This window comes from Bradyrhizobium sp. BRP19, from assembly GCF_020194195.1.
Taxonomy (GTDB): Bacteria; Pseudomonadota; Alphaproteobacteria; order Rhizobiales; family Xanthobacteraceae; genus Bradyrhizobium; species Bradyrhizobium yuanmingense.
Window position 1 is genome coordinate 1 of the sequence record NZ_JADYVZ010000021.1, and the last position, 16,390, is coordinate 16,390.

Consider the following 16,390-nt stretch of genomic DNA (forward strand, 5'->3'; position numbering starts at 1 on the left):
GGCGAGGCACTTGCAGCCGGGGCGGGCGAAGCCGTCGGGGCCGGCGAGGGACTTGCCGATGCGGCCGGCGCCGGGCTCGCGGTCTGCGCCAGAGCGCCTGACAGCCCATGCGACAAGGCCGCAGCCGGGATCAGCGCGGCCAAAGCGAGGCGACGAAAAGTGTTCATTTTATTCTCCCCGAGGCCCGCTTCGTCGGGGCCTCAATTCATCAAGGCCTTACCCACCAAGGCCTTAACCCGTCCGCGCGTCCCGGTTCGCGCGAACCGCGCCGTTCTAACACGCGAGCGCCGAATTCGTCCCATGACAGATGCGTCATGGCAGGCAACTTGCCCGATGTCCCGACCCGGGTGGCAAATCACTGGCCAAGCGGCCGAGGATCGCCATATAAGGCAGGCGAAATTCGGGAATTTTCATGAGCGCGCTGGCCAACCACGCATTTGCCAAGATGAACGGCATCGGCAACGAGATCGTCGTTGTCGACTTGCGCGAGTCGGCGGCCAAGGTCACGCCGGACGATGCCCGCGCCGTGGCGTCCGCGAACGGCGGCGTGGCCTACGACCAGCTCATGGTGCTGCAGAAGCCCCGGCTCGACGGCACCGAGGCCTTCATCAGCATCTACAACAATGACGGCTCGGAGGCCGGTGCCTGCGGCAACGGCATGCGCTGCGTCGTGCGCCGCATCTTCGAGAAGACCGGGCAGACCAGTGCGACCTTCGAGACGGCCGCCGGCCTGCTCAATGTCTGGCAGGGTCCGGCGCCCGACCTCTACACAGTGGATATGGGCGCGCCGAAGTTCGGCTGGCAGGACATTCCGCTGGCGGAAGAGTTTCGCGACACCCGCTACATCGAATTGCAGATCGGGCCGATCGACAATCCCATTCTGCATTCGCCCTCAGTGGTGAGCATGGGCAATCCGCACGCGGTGTTCTGGGTCGACGACGTCAACGCCTACGATCTCGGCCGCTTCGGTCCGCTCTTGGAAAACCATCCGATCTTTCCCGAGCGCGCCAACATCACGCTGGCCCATATCGTCGATCGCGAGCACATCACGATCCGCACCTGGGAGCGCGGTGCCGGCCTGACCAAGGCGTGCGGGTCGGCGGCCTGCGCCACGGCGGTCGCCGCCGCGCGGCTGAAGCGCGCCGAGCGCAAGGTCGAGATCACATTGCCCGGCGGCAAGCTCGGCATCGAATGGCGCGAGCGCGACGACCACGTGCTGATGACGGGCACCGCGACCTTCGAATATGAGGGCAGCTTCGATCCGGCGCTGTTCGCGCCGGTCGCCTGATGGCCGTCGACATCGTCACCTTCGGCTGCCGCCTCAACGCCTTCGAGGCCGAGGTGATCCGCAGCAAGGCGGAAGTCGCAGGGCTTTCCGACACCATCGTCATCAACAGCTGCGCCGTCACCAACGAGGCGGTGGCGCAGGCGCGCCAGTCGATCCGCAAGTTGAAGCGCGAGCGCCCCGAGGCGCGCATCGTCGTCACCGGCTGCGCGGCGCAGACGCAGGCTGCGATGTTTGCGGGCATGGCCGAGGTCGATCGCGTCGTCGGCAATGACGACAAGATGCGCGGCGAAGCGTGGCGGGAGACGCGCCACGCTTTCGATCTTGGCGCCAGCGAGAAGATCGCCGTCAGCGACATCATGGCGGTGAAGGAGATGGCGCCGCACCTCGTCGATGGTTATGCGAGCGGCCTGCCGCGCGTCTTCGTGCAGGTGCAGAACGGCTGCGATCATCGCTGCACCTTCTGCATCATCCCGTTCGGCCGCGGCAATTCGCGCTCGGTGCCGATGGGCGCGGTGGTCGATCAGGTGCGCACCCTGGTCGAGCGCGGCCATGCCGAGATCGTGCTGACCGGCGTCGATCTCACGAGCTACGGCGCAGACCTGCCCGGCGCGCCCAAGCTCGGCCTGCTGACCAAGCAGATCCTGCGCCATGTGCCCGAGCTCAAGCGCCTGCGTATCTCCTCGATCGATTCGATCGAGGCGGATGACGACCTGCTCGATGCCATCGCGGAGGATGCGCGCCTGATGCCGCACCTGCACCTGTCGCTGCAGTCGGGCGACGACATGATCCTGAAGCGCATGAAGCGGCGGCATTCGCGGCAGGATGCGATTGGCTTCTGCGAGCAGGTACGCCGCCTGCGCCCCGATGTCGTCTTCGGCGCCGACATCATCGCGGGCTTCCCGACCGAGACCGAGGACATGTTCTCGCGCTCGCTCGACCTCGTCGAGCAATGCGGACTGACCTTCCTGCACGTCTTCCCTTATTCGCCGCGGCCCGGCACGCCCGCCGCGCGGATGCCGCAGGTGGCGGGAGGCCTGATCAAGGAGCGTGCGCGACGGCTGCGTGCGGCCGGTGAAGCAGCGTTGCGGCAGCGCCTGCAAGCCGAGATCGGCGCAACGCGCGATGTGCTGATCGAGAGCGGGGGGCAGGGCCGCACGGAGCATTATCTGCCGGTGGCGATTGCGGGCGAGCGGGTTGGGAGTGTGGTGTCGCTGAAGATAGCCGGCAGCGATGGCGAGCGACTGAAGACGTAAGCAGCTGCTCTTTGCCCTTTCCCATAAGGGGAGAGGAAAACTACGACGCCCGCACCTGCCAGAACCGCAACGTCCGCTTGGCATTCTCCGCCGTCATCCTCGCAAAATGCCCCTGCGCCCGCGCGACGTCGGCCGGCTTCATCGCGCCGGTCGCGAAGCGGCATTCGAGCACGGCCTTGGTCGTTTCCCAGCTGAGTTGTGCGGCCTTGCACGGCACCAGCAGACCGTCCTCGCGCAGACTCTGCATCAGCGGTCGGATCACCTCGACCGTCGATCCCGACAACGCCGCCAGCGCCGCCACCGTCTCCTCATAGCGCCGCTGTTTGGCGAAGCCGAGCAACGTCGCCTCGTCGAGCTGGCCTGTAGCCTTCAGGCCTGCAATGGCACGCTTGGCACCTTCGAAATCGCGCACCGCCGACATTTCGCGCTCGGCGCCGATGGCGACGGCGGCGATCGCGCTCTGGATCTCCTCGAACAGATGCGGCGGGGCGCGCGACAGCAGGCGGGTGCGCACGGCGTCCGTCGCCGAGCGCAGCAATTGGCGGCGCAGCTCCGACGGGAGGTCGACGCGGACGCCGACGCTGACCGCGAGCTCCGGATCGCTTTCGGCCTGGCCGACGATGACGGAAAATCCCTTTGCGGAGACGCGGGCGCCGGGATTGGCGGCGAGCCGCCGGCTGACGCTGGGATAGCGGCGCGCCAGCAGCGCGTCGGTGACGATTTCCTTCAGCCACCAGCGGCCGGCGACCGCGAGCAGATGCGGCTCGCCCTTAGCTGATGCGATCTTCACCAGCTCGCCGTCGTCGAGGCGCGCGGATTCCTGCAGCACGGGGCCGGCGATGCGGATCTCGTCATTGTTGGCGAGGCGGCGGATCACCGACGGCGGCGCCTGCGCGACCGGCGCCAGCTGCGCGCTGATCTCGGCCAGCGCCACGCGCGCTGCCACATCGGCGATGGCGCGCAGCTCGATGGTGCCGATCAGGCGCTCGAGCACGTCGTCGAACAGCGCGATCTGCTCGTCGTCGAAATTGCCGGCGGAGGAGAGGAACAGCTCGGTGACGCGCCGGGCCGTCGCCAGGCCCTTTTCCGGCGAGCCGATCCGCAGTGCGGATTCGACCTCGTCGATGATCGATAGCCCGGAATTGGTCATCGCGCGCGGCTCGTCCTGAGCGGTTACGGAAGCTTGTTCTAAGCAACCGTTATCATTAGAGGCGAGCGCTGAAGGTTTCGTAAACCATGGCACGGTAGCCGAGCACAGCCGCTTCTCGACCGACCACCGCTCCTCATCCCGAGGAGCCCCGCGAAGCGGGCGTCTCGAAGGATGGATACGACCGCGATGCGCCTGCGGGGCCTCTATGGTTCGAGACGGCGCTGACGCGCCTCCTCACCATGAGGGTCTAAGAGATTACTCCCCGTTCCACCCGCAGGCCCGGAGCTTCTCGTGCATATGCGGCGGGGCCGGCGCCACCACGCGGACCGGCTCCTTGTTCCGGGAGATCGGCACCACGATCTCGCGCGAATGCAGGTGCAGGCGCGGCTCGCCGAAGCGCGGACCGTTGCCGTAGATGTTGTCGCCGAAGATCGGCCAGCCGCTCGCGGCCGCATGCACCCGCAATTGATGGGTCCGGCCGGTCACCGGTTCCATGGCAAGCCAGGTGAAACCGTCGCCCCGGCCCATCACCTTCCAGTTCGTGATCGCCTTCTGCCCTTCCGGATCCGGCTTCTGCCACCAGCCGCGTTCGGCATTGAGTCGGCCGAGCGGCATGTCGATGGTGCCTTCGTCCTCGGCAGGGCCCCCTTCGACCACGGTCCAGTAGGTTTTGCCGATCTTGCCGTGCTTGAACAAAAGGCCCAGCGATGCCGTCGCCTTGCGGTGGCGGCCGAGCACGAGGCAGCCCGAGGTGTCCTTGTCCAGCCGGTGGGCCAGCACCGGCGGTCGCGGCAGGCCGAAACGCAGCGCGTCGAAGGAATCCTCCAGATTGGGGCCACCCTTGGGGCCGCGATGCACCGGCAGGCCGGCCGGCTTGTCGATGACCAGCATCAGGCCGTCGCGATGGAGCACGCGGCCTAAGATCTCATCGGCGGTCAATTGGGGAACATCGAGCAATCGCAGGACTTTCGGTCAAGGCTTTCGTTTACGGGCCGGAACGGCTAACACGCCACCATGAACGATACCACCTCCGAGACCCCCAAGCTGAGCTGGTGGCGCCGCCTGTCCAATGGGCTGAAGCGCACCTCGTCCTCGCTCGGGACCGCGGTCGCCGACCTCGTCACCAAGCGCAAGCTCGACCGCGCCATGCTCGACGACATCGAGGACGTGCTGCTGCGCGCCGACCTCGGCACGTCAGTCGCGGTGCGCATTGCCGATGCCGTCGGCACCGGCCGCTACGACAAGGCGATCTCGGCGGACGAGGTCAAGGACGTCGTCGCCACCGAGGTCGAGAAGGTGCTGTCGCCGGTGGCAAAGCCGCTCGTGATCGATGCGGCAAAAAAGCCGTTCGTCATTCTCGTGGTCGGCGTCAACGGTTCCGGCAAGACCACCACGATCGGCAAGCTGTCGCAGAAATTCGCCTCTGAAGGCCGCAAGGTGATGCTGGCCGCCGGCGACACGTTTCGCGCCGCCGCCATCGAGCAGCTCAAGGTCTGGGGCGAGCGGACGAAGACGCCCGTCATCGCAGGCGCGCAGGGCTCGGATTCCGCAAGCCTTGCCTTCAACGCGCTCACCGCGGCGAAGGAGCAGAATGTCGACGTGCTGCTGATCGACACCGCCGGCCGCCTGCAGAACAAGGCCGAGCTGATGAACGAGCTCGAGAAGGTCGTGCGCGTGATCCGCAAAGTGGATGACACTGCGCCGCATGCCGTGCTGCTGGTGCTGGATGCGACCGTCGGCCAGAATGCGCTGTCGCAGGTCGAGGCCTTCCATCGCACCGCCGGGGTCACCGGCCTCGTGATGACCAAGCTCGACGGCACCGCGCGCGGCGGCATCCTGGTGGCGCTCGCGGAGAAGTTCAAGCTGCCGGTGCACTTCATCGGCGTCGGCGAAGGCGTCGACGATCTCGCGCCCTTCACCGCGCGCGACTTCGCCCGCGCCATCGCCGGAATCGAATAGCGTCATCCTTCGAGACGCCGCTTGCGCGGCTCCTCAGGATGAGGTCGTGCCACACATGAGGTCCTCATCCTGAGGAGACCGCGAAGCGGTCGTCTCGAAGGATGGGAGATACGGAAGAGAGAATGGACAAGACCCAGCCGCATCCGCTGTTCAAGCTCGCGACCGAGCTCGGTCCGCTGCTCGTGTTCTTCTTCGTCAACGCGAAGTTCAATCTGTTCGCCGCGACCGGCGCCTTCATGGTGGCCATCGCGGTCGCGATGGCCGCCTCTTACATCGTGACGCGCCACATCCCGATCATGGCGATCGTCACGGGGGTGATCGTGCTGGTGTTCGGCACGCTGACCCTGGTGCTGCACGACGAGACCTTCATCAAGGTCAAGCCGACCATCATCTACGGCCTGTTCGCCGCGATCCTCGGCGGCGGCCTGTTGTTCGGCCGCTCCTTCATCGCCGTGATGTTCGACCAGGTGTTCAACCTGACGCCGCAGGGCTGGCGCATCCTCACCTTGCGCTGGGCGCTGTTCTTCGCCGGAATGGCGGTGCTGAACGAGATCGTCTGGCGCACCCAAAGCACGGATTTCTGGGTGAACTTCAAGGTGTTCGGCGTCACTCCGATCACGATGATCTTCGCCATCGCCCAGATGCCGCTGACCAAGCGCTATCATCTCGCGCCGGTCTCGCTGGAGAGAAGCGAGGCCGAGGCGGGGGATGTGAGCAAGGGTTAGGCGAAGGACAGGCGAAGCGTCGCTCCACATACCGCTGTCATGCCCCGGCTTGACCGGGGCATCCAGTACGCCGCAGCTTCTCCGTATACGACTGGCGTCTCTGGAATACTGGATCGCCCGATCAAGTCGGGCGATGACAGTTGAGCGTGTGGTACGAGCGCGGCATCAGCTTCCTGCCTTCAGCGCCTTCTCCAGCTCCGGCATCAGCACGGCCTTGAGATTTTGCGGCGTGATCGGCCCGACCAGCTTGTAGACGATGGTGCCCTCGCGCCCGACGACGAAGGTCTCCGGCACGCCGTAAACGCCCCATTCGATCGAGGCGCGGCCGTTGGCGTCGACGCCGACATGGCCGAACGGGTTGCCGTAGCGGCCGAGGAAGCGCCGCGCATTGTCGGCGGCGTCCTTGTAGTTGATGCCGACCAGCTGGAAGCGCTTGTCTTTTGCCATTTCGGTCAAAAGCGGCGCTTCGTCATGGCAGGGCACGCACCAGGACGCCCAGACGTTGACGAGGCTGACCTTGCCCTTGAACGCAGCCGGATCGAGTCCCGGCACCTGCGTGCCATTCTCTTGCAATCCCTGGAGCGGCGGCAGCACGGTTTGCGGTGCGGGCCGGCCGATCAGCGCGGACGGAATCCGCGAGGGATCGCCACTCCCGAGCCGGAACCAGAACAAAAGCGCTAGGCCGATGAAGACGATCAGCGGCAGCATCACCAGGAAGGTGCGGCGCTGCGGCGAAGCGGAGGCAGGCTGATCGCTCATCGCGGCTCCGTCGCGCTGCGGCCCGACCGGCGGGTGATGCCGCGCTGCTCCAGCTCGCGCAGGCGCTGCGTCTGGCTGCGATAATCGAGCATGACCCAGCCGATCAGGATCGCGACCACGAGGGCGACAGCTGCGTAAGACGCCACGATGAAAGAGGCATAAGGACCGAGCGACATCGTCATGCAGCCCCAGCTTCGTTGGACGCGTTGTCTTCACGCGAACCGGCGGCCACTTCGCTCGAAAACGCGATCCGGCTGGCCTGCATCATCTGCAGCGAGCGGACACGGCGGCGCAAAATCTCGTTGCGCATCGCGGCCAGGTGCAGCGTGACGAACAGCAGCGTGAAGGCGACCGCCATCACCAGCAGCGGAATCAGGAACGACTTGTCCAGCGCCGAGCCGCCCATGCGCATCACCGAGGCGGGCTGGTGCAGCGTGTTCCACCAATCGACCGAGAACTTGATGATCGGCAGGTTGATGGCGCCGACCAGGGTCAGCACCGCGGCGGCGCGCGCCGCACGCGAGGGATCGTCGACCGCGCGCCACAGCGCCATCAGGCCGAGATACATCAGGAACAGGATCAGCACCGAGGTCAGCCGCGCGTCCCACTCCCAATAGGTGCCCCACATCGGCCGGCCCCAGAGCGAGCCCGTGAGCAGTGCGAGGAAGGTGAAGGCGGCGCCGATCGGAGCTGCGGCCTTGGCGGCGACGTCGGCGAGCGGATGCCGCCACACCAGCGTGCCCAACGATGCGATGCTCATCACGCCCCACACGAACATCGACAGCCAGGCATTGGGCACGTGGATGAACATGATCTTGACGGTCGCGCCCTGCTGATAGTCGTCGGGCGCGAGCGCAGCTTGATAGAGACCGATCGTGAGCAGGATGATTGTCGCGGCCGCCAGCCACGGCAACACCCGCGCTGTCAGCGCGAGGAACCGCGTGGGGTTGGCGAGGTCGATCAGCGTCATGGTATCCTGATAATCACCGGGGGCCGCTCAGGCAATCAGCACGAAAGCCCGTCGCGAAAGTTGATCCGGGTCAAGGTCCGTCGAGCCCATCTCAGTCGAGGCCATGCCGCAGGCTTGCTGCGGCCGCGAACGGGCCGATCACGAGGCTGACCAGCGACAGTGCGCACAGGATCGAGAACGGCGCGCCGAAGGTCATGGGACCGACGATCACCGCCTGCGAGGCCGCAACGCCGAAAATCAGCACGGGAATCGACAGCGGCAGCACCAGCACCGCCATCAACAGCCCGCCGCGATGCAGCGTCACCGCCAGCGCCGCGCCGATCATGCCGGTGAAGGTCAGCGCCGGAGTGCCCGCCAGCAGCGTCAGCGCCACCGCGGCCGTGGCGATCATGTCGAGGTTGAGCAACAGGCCGAGCACGGGGGTTGCGACAATCAGCGGCAGGCCGGCGGCGAGCCAATGCGCCAGCGCCTTGGCGGCGCAGGCGAGTTCCAGCGGCGTCCGGCTCATCGTGATCAGGTCAAGCGAGCCGTCCTCATGGTCGGCCATGAACAGCCGGTCGAGGGTCAGCAGGCTGGCTAGGAGGGCGCCGAGCCAGAGGATCGCAGGTCCCAGCCGCGACAGCAGCGCCAGATCCGGCCCGACCGCGAACGGCATCAGCACCACCACGGTCAGGAAGAACAGCACCCCGATCAGCGCCCCGCCGCCGACGCGAAGCGCAATCCTGATGTCCCGGCGGATGAGGGCGGCAAGGGCGGTCATGAGAGGCTTCCAGCTTCTGGGAACGCATCCGACAGCCACAGGCACACTGCGCTCCCTTCCCCCTTGTGGGGGGAGGGAATGGAGAGAGCCGAGCCCGGCCGCTTGGAAAACTGAGGGTGCCTGAACTTCACGCCACACCCCCGATCCGCAGCTCCCGCGATTCGATCCCGAGCGGGGCATGCGTCGCTGCGACGATCATGCCGCCGCCGGCCAGATGCTCGCGCATCAGGCCGGCGAACATGTCCTGACCGGCGACATCAAGCGCATTGGTCGGCTCGTCCAGGAGCCAGACCGGGCGGCGGACCGTCAGCAGCCGCGCCAGCGAGAGCCGGCGGCGCTGTCCCGCGGACAGGAATCCGGCGGGCAGATGGATGGCGTGGTCGAGCCCCACCTTGGCAAGGCTCTCGACGGCATCGAAACGCTCGCCGCCGAGAAAATCAGCCCAAAACGTCAGGTTTTCGGCCACGCTCAGCGCCGGCTTCAGGGCATCGCGATGGCCGAGATAGTGGCACTGCTCCGCCAGGGTCAGCTCGCCATCGCCTCCCTCCACCGCGATCGTCCCGCCGGCCGGAACGAGCAGGCCCGCGATCAGCCGGAGCAGCGAGGTCTTGCCCGATCCATTGCGCCCCATCACAGCCACGGCCTCGCCCGACCCGGCCGCGAAATCGAGCCCGGCGAACACCTCGCGCCCGCCCCGCACGCATCTCAGCCCGTGACCTGACAGCCGCATGTCGCCTTGGTTCAGTCCGCTCACAGCCGGGCCTCAGGAAATCTTGGGGTAGCGCATGGGAATTTTTGGCTCGCGAATTGCTGCGGCACGATAGTGGCTGTGGCGGCGCGGTTAGAAAGCTTCTATAAGCCCGGAACTACTTGATGCAGCAACTCAACCTGCCCCTGCAAGCGGCCCAGCCTGATACGCTGACGGTGTTAAAATACCCTGCCGGGTATAACTAGCAATTGGGATCTCCTACATGACCTCGCTCGACAGCTTCAAATGCAAAAAGACTCTCAAGGTCGGCGCCAAGACCTATGTCTATTACAGCCTGCCCACCGCCGAGAAGAATGGTCTGAAGGGAATTTCGAAACTTCCCTACTCGATGAAGGTCCTGCTCGAGAATTTGCTGCGCAACGAGGATGGCCGCTCGGTCAAGAAGGAAGACATCGTCGCGGTGTCGAAATGGCTGCGCAAGAAGTCGCTGGAGCATGAGATCGCCTTCCGCCCGGCGCGGGTGCTGATGCAGGACTTCACCGGCGTGCCCGCGGTGGTCGACCTCGCCGCGATGCGCAACGCGATGCAGAAGCTCGGCGGCGAGCCTGAGAAGATCAACCCCTTGGTGCCCGTCGATCTCGTCATCGACCATTCCGTGATCGTGAACTTCTTCGGCGACAACAAGGCTTTCGGCAAGAACGTCACCGAGGAATACAAGCAGAACCAGGAGCGCTACGAGTTCCTGAAGTGGGGCCAGAAGGCCTTCTCGAACTTCTCCGTCGTGCCGCCCGGCACCGGCATCTGCCACCAGGTCAATCTCGAATATCTGGCCCAGACGGTCTGGACCAAGAAGGAGAAGATGACCGTCGGTAAGAAGACCGGCACCTTCGAGGTGGCCTATCCCGATTCGCTGGTCGGCACCGATTCGCACACCACCATGGTCAACGGCCTTGCCGTGCTCGGCTGGGGCGTCGGCGGCATCGAGGCGGAAGCCTGCATGCTCGGCCAGCCGCTGTCGATGCTGCTGCCCAACGTCGTCGGTTTCAAGCTGAAGGGCGCGCTGAAGGAAGGCGTCACCGCGACCGACCTCGTGCTCACCGTGACGCAGATGCTGCGCAAGCTCGGCGTGGTCGGCAAGTTCGTCGAGTTCTTCGGCCCCGGCCTCGACCACCTCTCGGTCGCCGACAAGGCGACGATCGCCAACATGGCGCCCGAATACGGCGCGACCTGCGGCTTCTTCCCGGTCGATGCCGCCGCGCTCGATTATCTCAAGACCTCCGGCCGTGCCTCGGCCCGCGTCGCGCTGGTGCAGGCCTATGCCAAGGCGCAGGGCCTGTTCCGCACCGCCAAGTCGCCCGACCCCGTGTTCACGGAAACGCTGACCCTTGACCTCGGCGACGTCGTGCCGTCGATGGCCGGGCCGAAGCGCCCCGAAGGCCGCATCGCGCTGCCCACCGTCGCGGACGGCTTCTCGCTCGCGCTCGCCAGCGAGTACAAGAAGGCCGAGGAGCCGGCCAAGCGCTTCCCCGTCGAAGGCAAGAACTTCGACATCGGCCATGGCGACGTCGTGATCGCCGCGATCACCTCCTGCACCAACACCTCGAACCCGAGCGTGCTCATCGGTGCCGGCCTGCTCGCGCGCAATGCGGCTGCGAAGGGCCTCAAGGCAAAGCCGTGGGTGAAGACCTCGCTCGCGCCGGGCAGCCAGGTGGTCGCGGAATATCTCGCCAATTCCGGTCTGCAGCCCGATCTCGACAAAGTCGGATTCAACCTGGTCGGCTTCGGCTGCACCACCTGCATCGGCAATTCCGGTCCGCTGCCTGAGGAGATCTCGAAGTCGATCAACGACAACGGCGTCGTCGCGGCCGCCGTGCTCTCCGGCAACCGCAACTTCGAAGGCCGCGTTTCGCCGGATGTGCAGGCGAACTACCTGGCCTCGCCGCCGCTGGTGGTCGCCTACGCGCTCGCGGGCAGCGTCACCAAGAACCTCGCCACCGAGCCGCTCGGCGAGGGCAAGGACGGCAAGCCGGTGTACCTGAAGGACATCTGGCCGACGACCAAGGAGATCAACGCCTTCATGAAGAAGTTCGTGACCGCGTCGATCTTCAAGAAGAAGTATGCCGACGTGTTCAAGGGCGACACCAACTGGCGCAAGATCAAGACAGTCGAGAGTGAGACCTATCGCTGGAACATGTCTTCGACCTATGTGCAGAACCCGCCCTACTTCGAAGGCATGAAGAAGGAGCCGGAGCCGGTCACCGACATCGTCGAGGCGCGCATCCTCGCCATGTTCGGCGACAAGATCACCACCGACCACATCTCGCCGGCCGGCTCGATCAAGCTCACCTCGCCCGCCGGCAAATATCTCAGCGAGCACCAGGTGCGTCCGGCCGACTTCAACCAGTACGGCACGCGTCGCGGCAACCATGAAGTGATGATGCGCGGCACCTTCGCCAACATCCGCATCAAGAACTTCATGCTGAAGGGCGCGGACGGAAACATCCCCGAGGGCGGCCTGACCAAGCACTGGCCCGACGGCGAGCAGATGTCGATCTACGACGCCGCGATGAAGTACCAGGAAGAGAAGGTGCCGCTGGTGGTGTTCGCCGGTGCCGAGTATGGCAACGGCTCCTCGCGCGACTGGGCCGCCAAGGGCACGCGCCTGCTCGGCGTGCGCGCCGTGATCTGCCAGAGCTTCGAGCGCATCCACCGCTCCAACCTGGTCGGCATGGGCGTGCTGCCGCTGACCTTCGAGGAAGGCACCTCCTGGCAGTCGCTTGGGCTGAAGGGCGACGAGAAGGTGACCATCCGCGGCCTCGTCGGCGACCTCAAGCCGCGCCAGAAGCTGACCGCGGAGATCGTCTCCGGCGACGGTTCGCTGCAGCGCGTTTCGCTGCTCTGCCGCATCGATACGCTGGACGAGCTCGACTACTACCGCAACGGCGGCATCCTGCACTACGTGCTGCGCAAGCTCGCGGCGTAAACGCGGATTTGTGAATGATGGCTCACTGCGAAGTGAGTAGAAGCCTTAACGAAGGCGGCCTATCAAAGGCCGCCTTCGCGCGTTTGCGGTACGCTTCAGATGGGCCCGCCCGGCGGAAAACCTCCCTTTGGACGGTGGCCCGGATGGATGAATGTACCGCGCCCCGTAAGACTACGGTGACCATCCGGCGATAAGATTTCCCTCTGAGAGCAACGGTGTGCGGCGTTCGACATGACGACAATGACGGCTTCCCATCTGATTCCACGTTGGTCCGGCGCCCTCTGGTCGGGAGCTCTCGGCATATGTGCGATCATCGCCGTCATTCGTCCTGCCGAGGCTGAACCCCGCGCCGTCGTCGAATTGTTCACCTCGCAGGGCTGCTCCTCCTGCCCGCCCGCCGACCAGATCATCGGCGATCTCTCCAAGGACCCCTCCGTCATCGCGCTGAGCATGCCGATCGATTATTGGGACTATCTCGGCTGGAAGGACACACTGGCGGATTCGCGCTTCTCTGCACGGCAGCGTGCCTATTCGCGCATGCGCGGCGACCGCGAGGTCTACACGCCGCAGGTCGTGGTCAACGGCTCCACCCATGTCATCGGCAGCGATCGCACCGGCATCGAGAACGCGATCGGCAAGACCGACAAGGGCACTGGCGTGATGAGCGTGCCGGTGACGATGTCGCTCTCGGGCAAGCAGATCAACGTGTCGGTAGCCGCAAGCAAGGAGCCCACGGTCTCGCGCGGAGAGGTCTGGATCTGCTCGATCGCGAAGTCGGTGCCGATCGCGATCACCCGCGGCGAGAACAAGGGGCAGCAGGTCACCTATCACAACGTGGTGCGCAGCCTGCTCAAGGTCGGCGACTGGACCGGCCGTCCGGAGAGCTGGACGGTGCCGATCGAGAACCTCACGCGCGACGGCGTCGACGGCGCGGTGGTCTACGTCCAGGACGGCAGCCGCGAGAGGCCGGGCCCGATGCTGGGTGCGGCCTACACGTCGCTGCATTGAAGCAGGCAGAACGTCTCAGCAATTGATGCTCGTCATTCCGGGGCGCGGCTCTTGGCGCGAACCCGGAATCCATTTCTCAGCTTGTGTGATGGTAAATGGATTCCGGGCTCGCGCTTCGCGCGCCCCGGAATGACGGCAGACCGGAAACATCTCGGCACAAACAAAAAAGGACCAACTTGCGTTGGCCCTCCTTGTCGTGCGTACAGACCCGATCCTGTTCGACCCCGGGGGGCTGGGGGCTGAGGAATCCGGAACCGAAAGGACCGGGTCAACGCACGTCACCCTTTTCGCAGTGCAGGGCGGCAGGCGGTTGGCGGAAAAGCGGCGATACTATGATTCCTGCTAACGATCCCGTGACGGTTTGCCGCGACGGAGTTCCACCCTTGCGTGTGTCCTGATGCGACGCCGATTCGATGGGTCGAGCCCCTTGCGATGCGGAACGGTTGGCGCAATCATGCAATTGTCACGAACGCGGTTCCGGGACGATCTTGGCGGACGCGGGTAGCCGTGCGATGAGGAGGCGCTTCCCATGAGTCTGACGTCGGAGGATGCCGATCCGAGCGAGCAGCGCGCGGCGGCGCGTCCTGCCGCGGCGCATGCGCAGCCGAACCGGGTGACGTTCAACCGGCTCGAGCTGCACCGGATTCTCAATCTCTACGGCCGCATGGTCGCCGACGGCGAATGGCGCGACTATGCCATCGACTTCCTGAAGGACCGCGCCGTGTTCTCGGTCTATCGCCGCGCCTCGGAAGTGCCGATCTATCGCATCGAGAAGGACCCGCGCCTGGCGCGCAAGCAGGGCATGTACAGCGTGATCTCGGCGACCGGCCTGATCCTGCGTCGCGGCCACGAGCTCGAGCGGGTGCTGCTGGTGATCGATCGCAAATTGGCGGTGGTGTAGACGAACCATCGATCGTCATTCCGGGGCGCGACGAAGTCGCGAGCTATGGTGCGCAATTGCGCACCCGAGAATCCATCCCTCCACCGCCCCTGCCGTCCAATGGATTCCGGGTTCGATGCTGCGCATCGCCCCGGAATGACGGATGAACTACTTCCCCGGCACCGTGCTTGCGCCCTCGCCGAGGTCGCGCTGCATCATCACGGTGTCCAGCCAGCGGCCGAATTTCAGCCCGACACTGGGATGCGTGCCGATCATCTTGAAGCCGCACCTTGTGTGCACGCCGATCGACCCGGCATTGGCGGAATCGCCGATGACAGCGATCATCTGGCGAAAGCCGCGCGCTTCGCATTCGACGATCAGCCGTTCCAGCAGCATTGAGCCGACGCCGCGGCGGTGGAAGGACGGATCGAGATAGATCGAGTTCTCCACCGTGAAGCGATAGGCGGGCCGCGGCCGGTAGGCGCCGGCATAGGCATAGCCGGCCACGCGGCCGTCCAGCATGGCGACGAAATAGGGATAGCCGCCGTCGATCAGCGCGCGATAGCGGCGCGTCATTTCCGAGAGGTCGGGCGGCTCCAGCTCGAACGTCGCCGTGCCCTCGCGGACGGCCTGCTGGTAGATGGCGGTGACGGCGGGGAGGTCGGCCTCGGTGGTGGGCCTGATATCGGGTGCGGACATGGGGGAAGGATAGAGCGTTCCCTGAGGGGCCGGAAGAGGCTGCGCTGCCTCCACACCCGTCATTGCGAGCGCAGCGAAGCAATCCAGAAATGCATCTGCGGAGGGGCTCTGGATTGCGTCGTCGCATCGGCGCAAAATTGCTGCGCAATTTTGTCGCGAGCTCCTCGCAATGACGGGGAGAGGCCGTACCCTCAAAACAAAAACCCCGGCCTTTCCGGCCGGGGTTCGTGTCCGTTCTCTCGTCTCAGAGCTTACTCGCGCTGGCCGAGGAGCTGCAGCAGCAGCGTGAACAGGTTGATGAAGTTCAGGTACAGCGACAGTGCGCCGGTGATGGCCGAACGCTCTGCGACGTCACCGCCGGCCGAGGCATAGCCGTAGATGTAGTCGTTCTTCAGCCGCTGGGTATCCCAAGCAGTCAGGCCCGAGAACACCAGCACGCCGACCACCGACACGATGAACTGCAGCATCGAGCTGGCCAGGAACAGGTTCACCAGGCTGGCGAGAACGATGCCGATCAGGCCCATGAACAGGAATGAGCCCATGCCGGTCAGGTCACGCTTGGTGGTGTAGCCGTAGAGGCTCAGCGCACCGAAGGTCGCCGCGGTGATGAAGAACACCCGCACGATCGAGGTGTGCGTGAACACCAGGAAGATCGACGACAGCGAGATGCCCATCAGCGCCGCGAACACCCAGAACAGGATCTGGGCGGTCGAGGGCGCCAGACGATTGATGCCCGCCGAGATCACGAACACCATCGCGAGCGGCGCCAGGATGAACAGCCACTTCAGGGGGCTGACGAACATGGCGTAGCCGAACGGCGTCAGGAACACCTTGCCGACGCGGACGGCGTCCGCCGTCGGAACGTCGGTCACGGCGGCCATGTAGACGCCGAGCGCGGCAAGGCCGGTGATGGCCAGGCCAATGCTCATGTAGTTGTAGATGCGCAGCATATAGGCGCGCAGGCCGGCATCGACCGTCGCGGCGTCAACACGCCCGGCGGCCCTGCCGAAAGGAGAAGCGTAGTTACGGTCTAGGTCCGACATGGTCGAATTCCCGTTGGTTGGTCCGGTCCGGCACGAGGGTCGCCATGCCGCCGGTTCGTCAAATTCTATCTCGGAGACCGCTGCCAGCCGACTGAATTTTGGCTCACAATCGGGACTCCGAACCCATCCGATATGTGGGAAACTAACACATTCGCCGCAACCTTCCACGCGCGGCTGAATGTCGCCCTCGGCGTCAATCCTGAC

Annotated in this window: 16 protein-coding genes; 7 read left to right on the forward strand and 9 right to left on the reverse strand. The window is 65.3% G+C overall.

Annotation, left to right across the window (positions count from 1 at the left end; genetic code table 11):
* The first annotated feature begins 412 nt into the window (after window positions 1–412).
* Both dapF and mtaB read left to right on the forward strand, forming a co-directional pair.
* On the forward strand, window positions 413–1,288 hold the full coding sequence (gene dapF / locus I6F36_RS33890) for a diaminopimelate epimerase (RefSeq protein WP_225172938.1): 876 nt from the start codon (window positions 413–415) through the stop codon (window positions 1,286–1,288).
* Window positions 1,288–2,541, forward strand: a complete 1,254-nt coding sequence (gene mtaB, locus I6F36_RS33895) for a tRNA (N(6)-L-threonylcarbamoyladenosine(37)-C(2))-methylthiotransferase MtaB (protein WP_225172939.1) — start codon at window positions 1,288–1,290, stop codon at window positions 2,539–2,541. Before dapF ends, mtaB begins: the two co-directional genes overlap by 1 nt.
* 40 nt (window positions 2,542–2,581) lie before the next feature.
* Here the strand turns inward: mtaB and I6F36_RS33900 are convergent, their stop codons facing one another.
* Together I6F36_RS33900 and I6F36_RS33905 are read right to left on the reverse strand one after the other, a co-directional pair.
* Window positions 2,582–3,691 carry a DUF2336 domain-containing protein gene (locus I6F36_RS33900; RefSeq protein WP_225172940.1) on the reverse strand — a complete coding sequence of 370 codons (1,110 nt, stop codon included), beginning with the start codon at window positions 3,689–3,691 and terminating at the stop codon, window positions 2,582–2,584.
* Between the two features lie 255 nt (window positions 3,692–3,946).
* Window positions 3,947–4,648: an RluA family pseudouridine synthase gene (locus I6F36_RS33905; protein ID WP_225130740.1), complete on the reverse strand. Its 702-nt coding sequence runs from the start codon at window positions 4,646–4,648 to the stop codon at window positions 3,947–3,949.
* A 57-nt stretch (window positions 4,649–4,705) separates the two neighbouring features.
* Between I6F36_RS33905 and ftsY the strand changes: the two genes are divergently transcribed.
* Both ftsY and I6F36_RS33915 read left to right on the forward strand, forming a co-directional pair.
* On the forward strand, window positions 4,706–5,650 hold the full coding sequence (gene ftsY / locus I6F36_RS33910; protein ID WP_036008849.1) for a signal recognition particle-docking protein FtsY: 945 nt from the start codon (window positions 4,706–4,708) through the stop codon (window positions 5,648–5,650).
* Between the two features lie 122 nt (window positions 5,651–5,772).
* Window positions 5,773–6,375, forward strand: a complete 603-nt coding sequence (locus I6F36_RS33915; RefSeq protein ID WP_036008846.1) for a septation protein A — start codon at window positions 5,773–5,775, stop codon at window positions 6,373–6,375.
* 165 nt (window positions 6,376–6,540) lie between these two features.
* On the opposite strand, the gene I6F36_RS33920 is transcribed toward I6F36_RS33915, so the two are convergent.
* The 5 genes from I6F36_RS33920 to ccmA form a co-directional block, all read right to left on the reverse strand.
* Complete coding sequence (locus I6F36_RS33920; protein WP_036008843.1) at window positions 6,541–7,134, reverse strand: DsbE family thiol:disulfide interchange protein; 594 nt, start codon at window positions 7,132–7,134, stop codon at window positions 6,541–6,543.
* Window positions 7,131–7,316: a heme exporter protein CcmD gene (gene ccmD, locus I6F36_RS33925; protein WP_036040763.1), complete on the reverse strand. Its 186-nt coding sequence runs from the start codon at window positions 7,314–7,316 to the stop codon at window positions 7,131–7,133. The genes I6F36_RS33920 and ccmD overlap by 4 nt, the downstream gene beginning before the upstream one ends.
* Window positions 7,313–8,104: a heme ABC transporter permease gene (locus I6F36_RS33930; RefSeq protein WP_225152571.1), complete on the reverse strand. Its 792-nt coding sequence runs from the start codon at window positions 8,102–8,104 to the stop codon at window positions 7,313–7,315. Before I6F36_RS33930 ends, ccmD begins: the two co-directional genes overlap by 4 nt.
* 91 nt (window positions 8,105–8,195) lie before the next feature.
* Entirely contained in the window at window positions 8,196–8,864 is a 669-nt protein-coding gene (gene ccmB / locus I6F36_RS33935) for a heme exporter protein CcmB (protein WP_025032861.1), read from the reverse strand.
* Between the two features lie 127 nt (window positions 8,865–8,991).
* Window positions 8,992–9,594, reverse strand: a complete 603-nt coding sequence (ccmA, locus tag I6F36_RS33940; RefSeq protein WP_225154062.1) for a heme ABC exporter ATP-binding protein CcmA — start codon at window positions 9,592–9,594, stop codon at window positions 8,992–8,994.
* 241 nt (window positions 9,595–9,835) lie between these two features.
* Here ccmA and acnA point away from each other — a divergent pair, with 241 nt between their 5' ends.
* From acnA to I6F36_RS33955, 3 genes are all read left to right on the forward strand, one after another.
* Window positions 9,836–12,556 carry an aconitate hydratase AcnA gene (acnA, locus tag I6F36_RS33945; RefSeq protein WP_036008823.1) on the forward strand — a complete coding sequence of 907 codons (2,721 nt, stop codon included), beginning with the start codon at window positions 9,836–9,838 and terminating at the stop codon, window positions 12,554–12,556.
* Between the two features lie 231 nt (window positions 12,557–12,787).
* Window positions 12,788–13,564: a thioredoxin family protein gene (locus I6F36_RS33950; RefSeq protein ID WP_057026569.1), complete on the forward strand. Its 777-nt coding sequence runs from the start codon at window positions 12,788–12,790 to the stop codon at window positions 13,562–13,564.
* A gap of 529 nt (window positions 13,565–14,093) precedes the next feature.
* Complete coding sequence (locus tag I6F36_RS33955; protein WP_036008814.1) at window positions 14,094–14,465, forward strand: DUF2794 domain-containing protein; 372 nt, start codon at window positions 14,094–14,096, stop codon at window positions 14,463–14,465.
* A 147-nt stretch (window positions 14,466–14,612) separates the two neighbouring features.
* Here the strand turns inward: I6F36_RS33955 and I6F36_RS33960 are convergent, their stop codons facing one another.
* Window positions 14,613–15,143 carry a GNAT family N-acetyltransferase gene (locus I6F36_RS33960; protein ID WP_036008811.1) on the reverse strand — a complete coding sequence of 177 codons (531 nt, stop codon included), beginning with the start codon at window positions 15,141–15,143 and terminating at the stop codon, window positions 14,613–14,615.
* 251 nt (window positions 15,144–15,394) lie between these two features.
* Entirely contained in the window at window positions 15,395–16,186 is a 792-nt protein-coding gene (locus I6F36_RS33965) for a Bax inhibitor-1/YccA family protein (RefSeq protein ID WP_036008808.1), read from the reverse strand.
* Window positions 16,187–16,390 lie beyond the last annotated feature (204 nt).

Excerpts from the sequence above, each read along its gene's own strand:
- dapF (WP_225172938.1), top strand. The coding sequence starts at position 413 with ATGAGCGCGCTGGCCAACCACGCATTTGCCAAGATGAACGGCATCGGC.
- mtaB (WP_225172939.1), top strand. The coding sequence starts at position 1,288 with ATGGCCGTCGACATCGTCACCTTCGGCTGCCGCCTCAACGCCTTCGAG.
- I6F36_RS33900 (WP_225172940.1), bottom strand. The coding sequence starts at position 3,691 with ATGACCAATTCCGGGCTATCGATCATCGACGAGGTCGAATCCGCACTG.
- ftsY (WP_036008849.1), top strand. The coding sequence starts at position 4,706 with ATGAACGATACCACCTCCGAGACCCCCAAGCTGAGCTGGTGGCGCCGC.
- I6F36_RS33915 (WP_036008846.1), top strand. The coding sequence starts at position 5,773 with ATGGACAAGACCCAGCCGCATCCGCTGTTCAAGCTCGCGACCGAGCTC.
- I6F36_RS33920 (WP_036008843.1), bottom strand. The coding sequence starts at position 7,134 with ATGAGCGATCAGCCTGCCTCCGCTTCGCCGCAGCGCCGCACCTTCCTG.
- ccmD (WP_036040763.1), bottom strand. The coding sequence starts at position 7,316 with ATGACGATGTCGCTCGGTCCTTATGCCTCTTTCATCGTGGCGTCTTAC.
- I6F36_RS33930 (WP_225152571.1), bottom strand. The coding sequence starts at position 8,104 with ATGACGCTGATCGACCTCGCCAACCCCACGCGGTTCCTCGCGCTGACA.
- ccmB (WP_025032861.1), bottom strand. The coding sequence starts at position 8,864 with ATGACCGCCCTTGCCGCCCTCATCCGCCGGGACATCAGGATTGCGCTT.
- ccmA (WP_225154062.1), bottom strand. The coding sequence starts at position 9,594 with ATGCGGCTGTCAGGTCACGGGCTGAGATGCGTGCGGGGCGGGCGCGAG.
- acnA (WP_036008823.1), top strand. The coding sequence starts at position 9,836 with ATGACCTCGCTCGACAGCTTCAAATGCAAAAAGACTCTCAAGGTCGGC.
- I6F36_RS33950 (WP_057026569.1), top strand. The coding sequence starts at position 12,788 with ATGACGACAATGACGGCTTCCCATCTGATTCCACGTTGGTCCGGCGCC.
- I6F36_RS33955 (WP_036008814.1), top strand. The coding sequence starts at position 14,094 with ATGAGTCTGACGTCGGAGGATGCCGATCCGAGCGAGCAGCGCGCGGCG.
- I6F36_RS33960 (WP_036008811.1), bottom strand. The coding sequence starts at position 15,143 with ATGTCCGCACCCGATATCAGGCCCACCACCGAGGCCGACCTCCCCGCC.
- I6F36_RS33965 (WP_036008808.1), bottom strand. The coding sequence starts at position 16,186 with ATGTCGGACCTAGACCGTAACTACGCTTCTCCTTTCGGCAGGGCCGCC.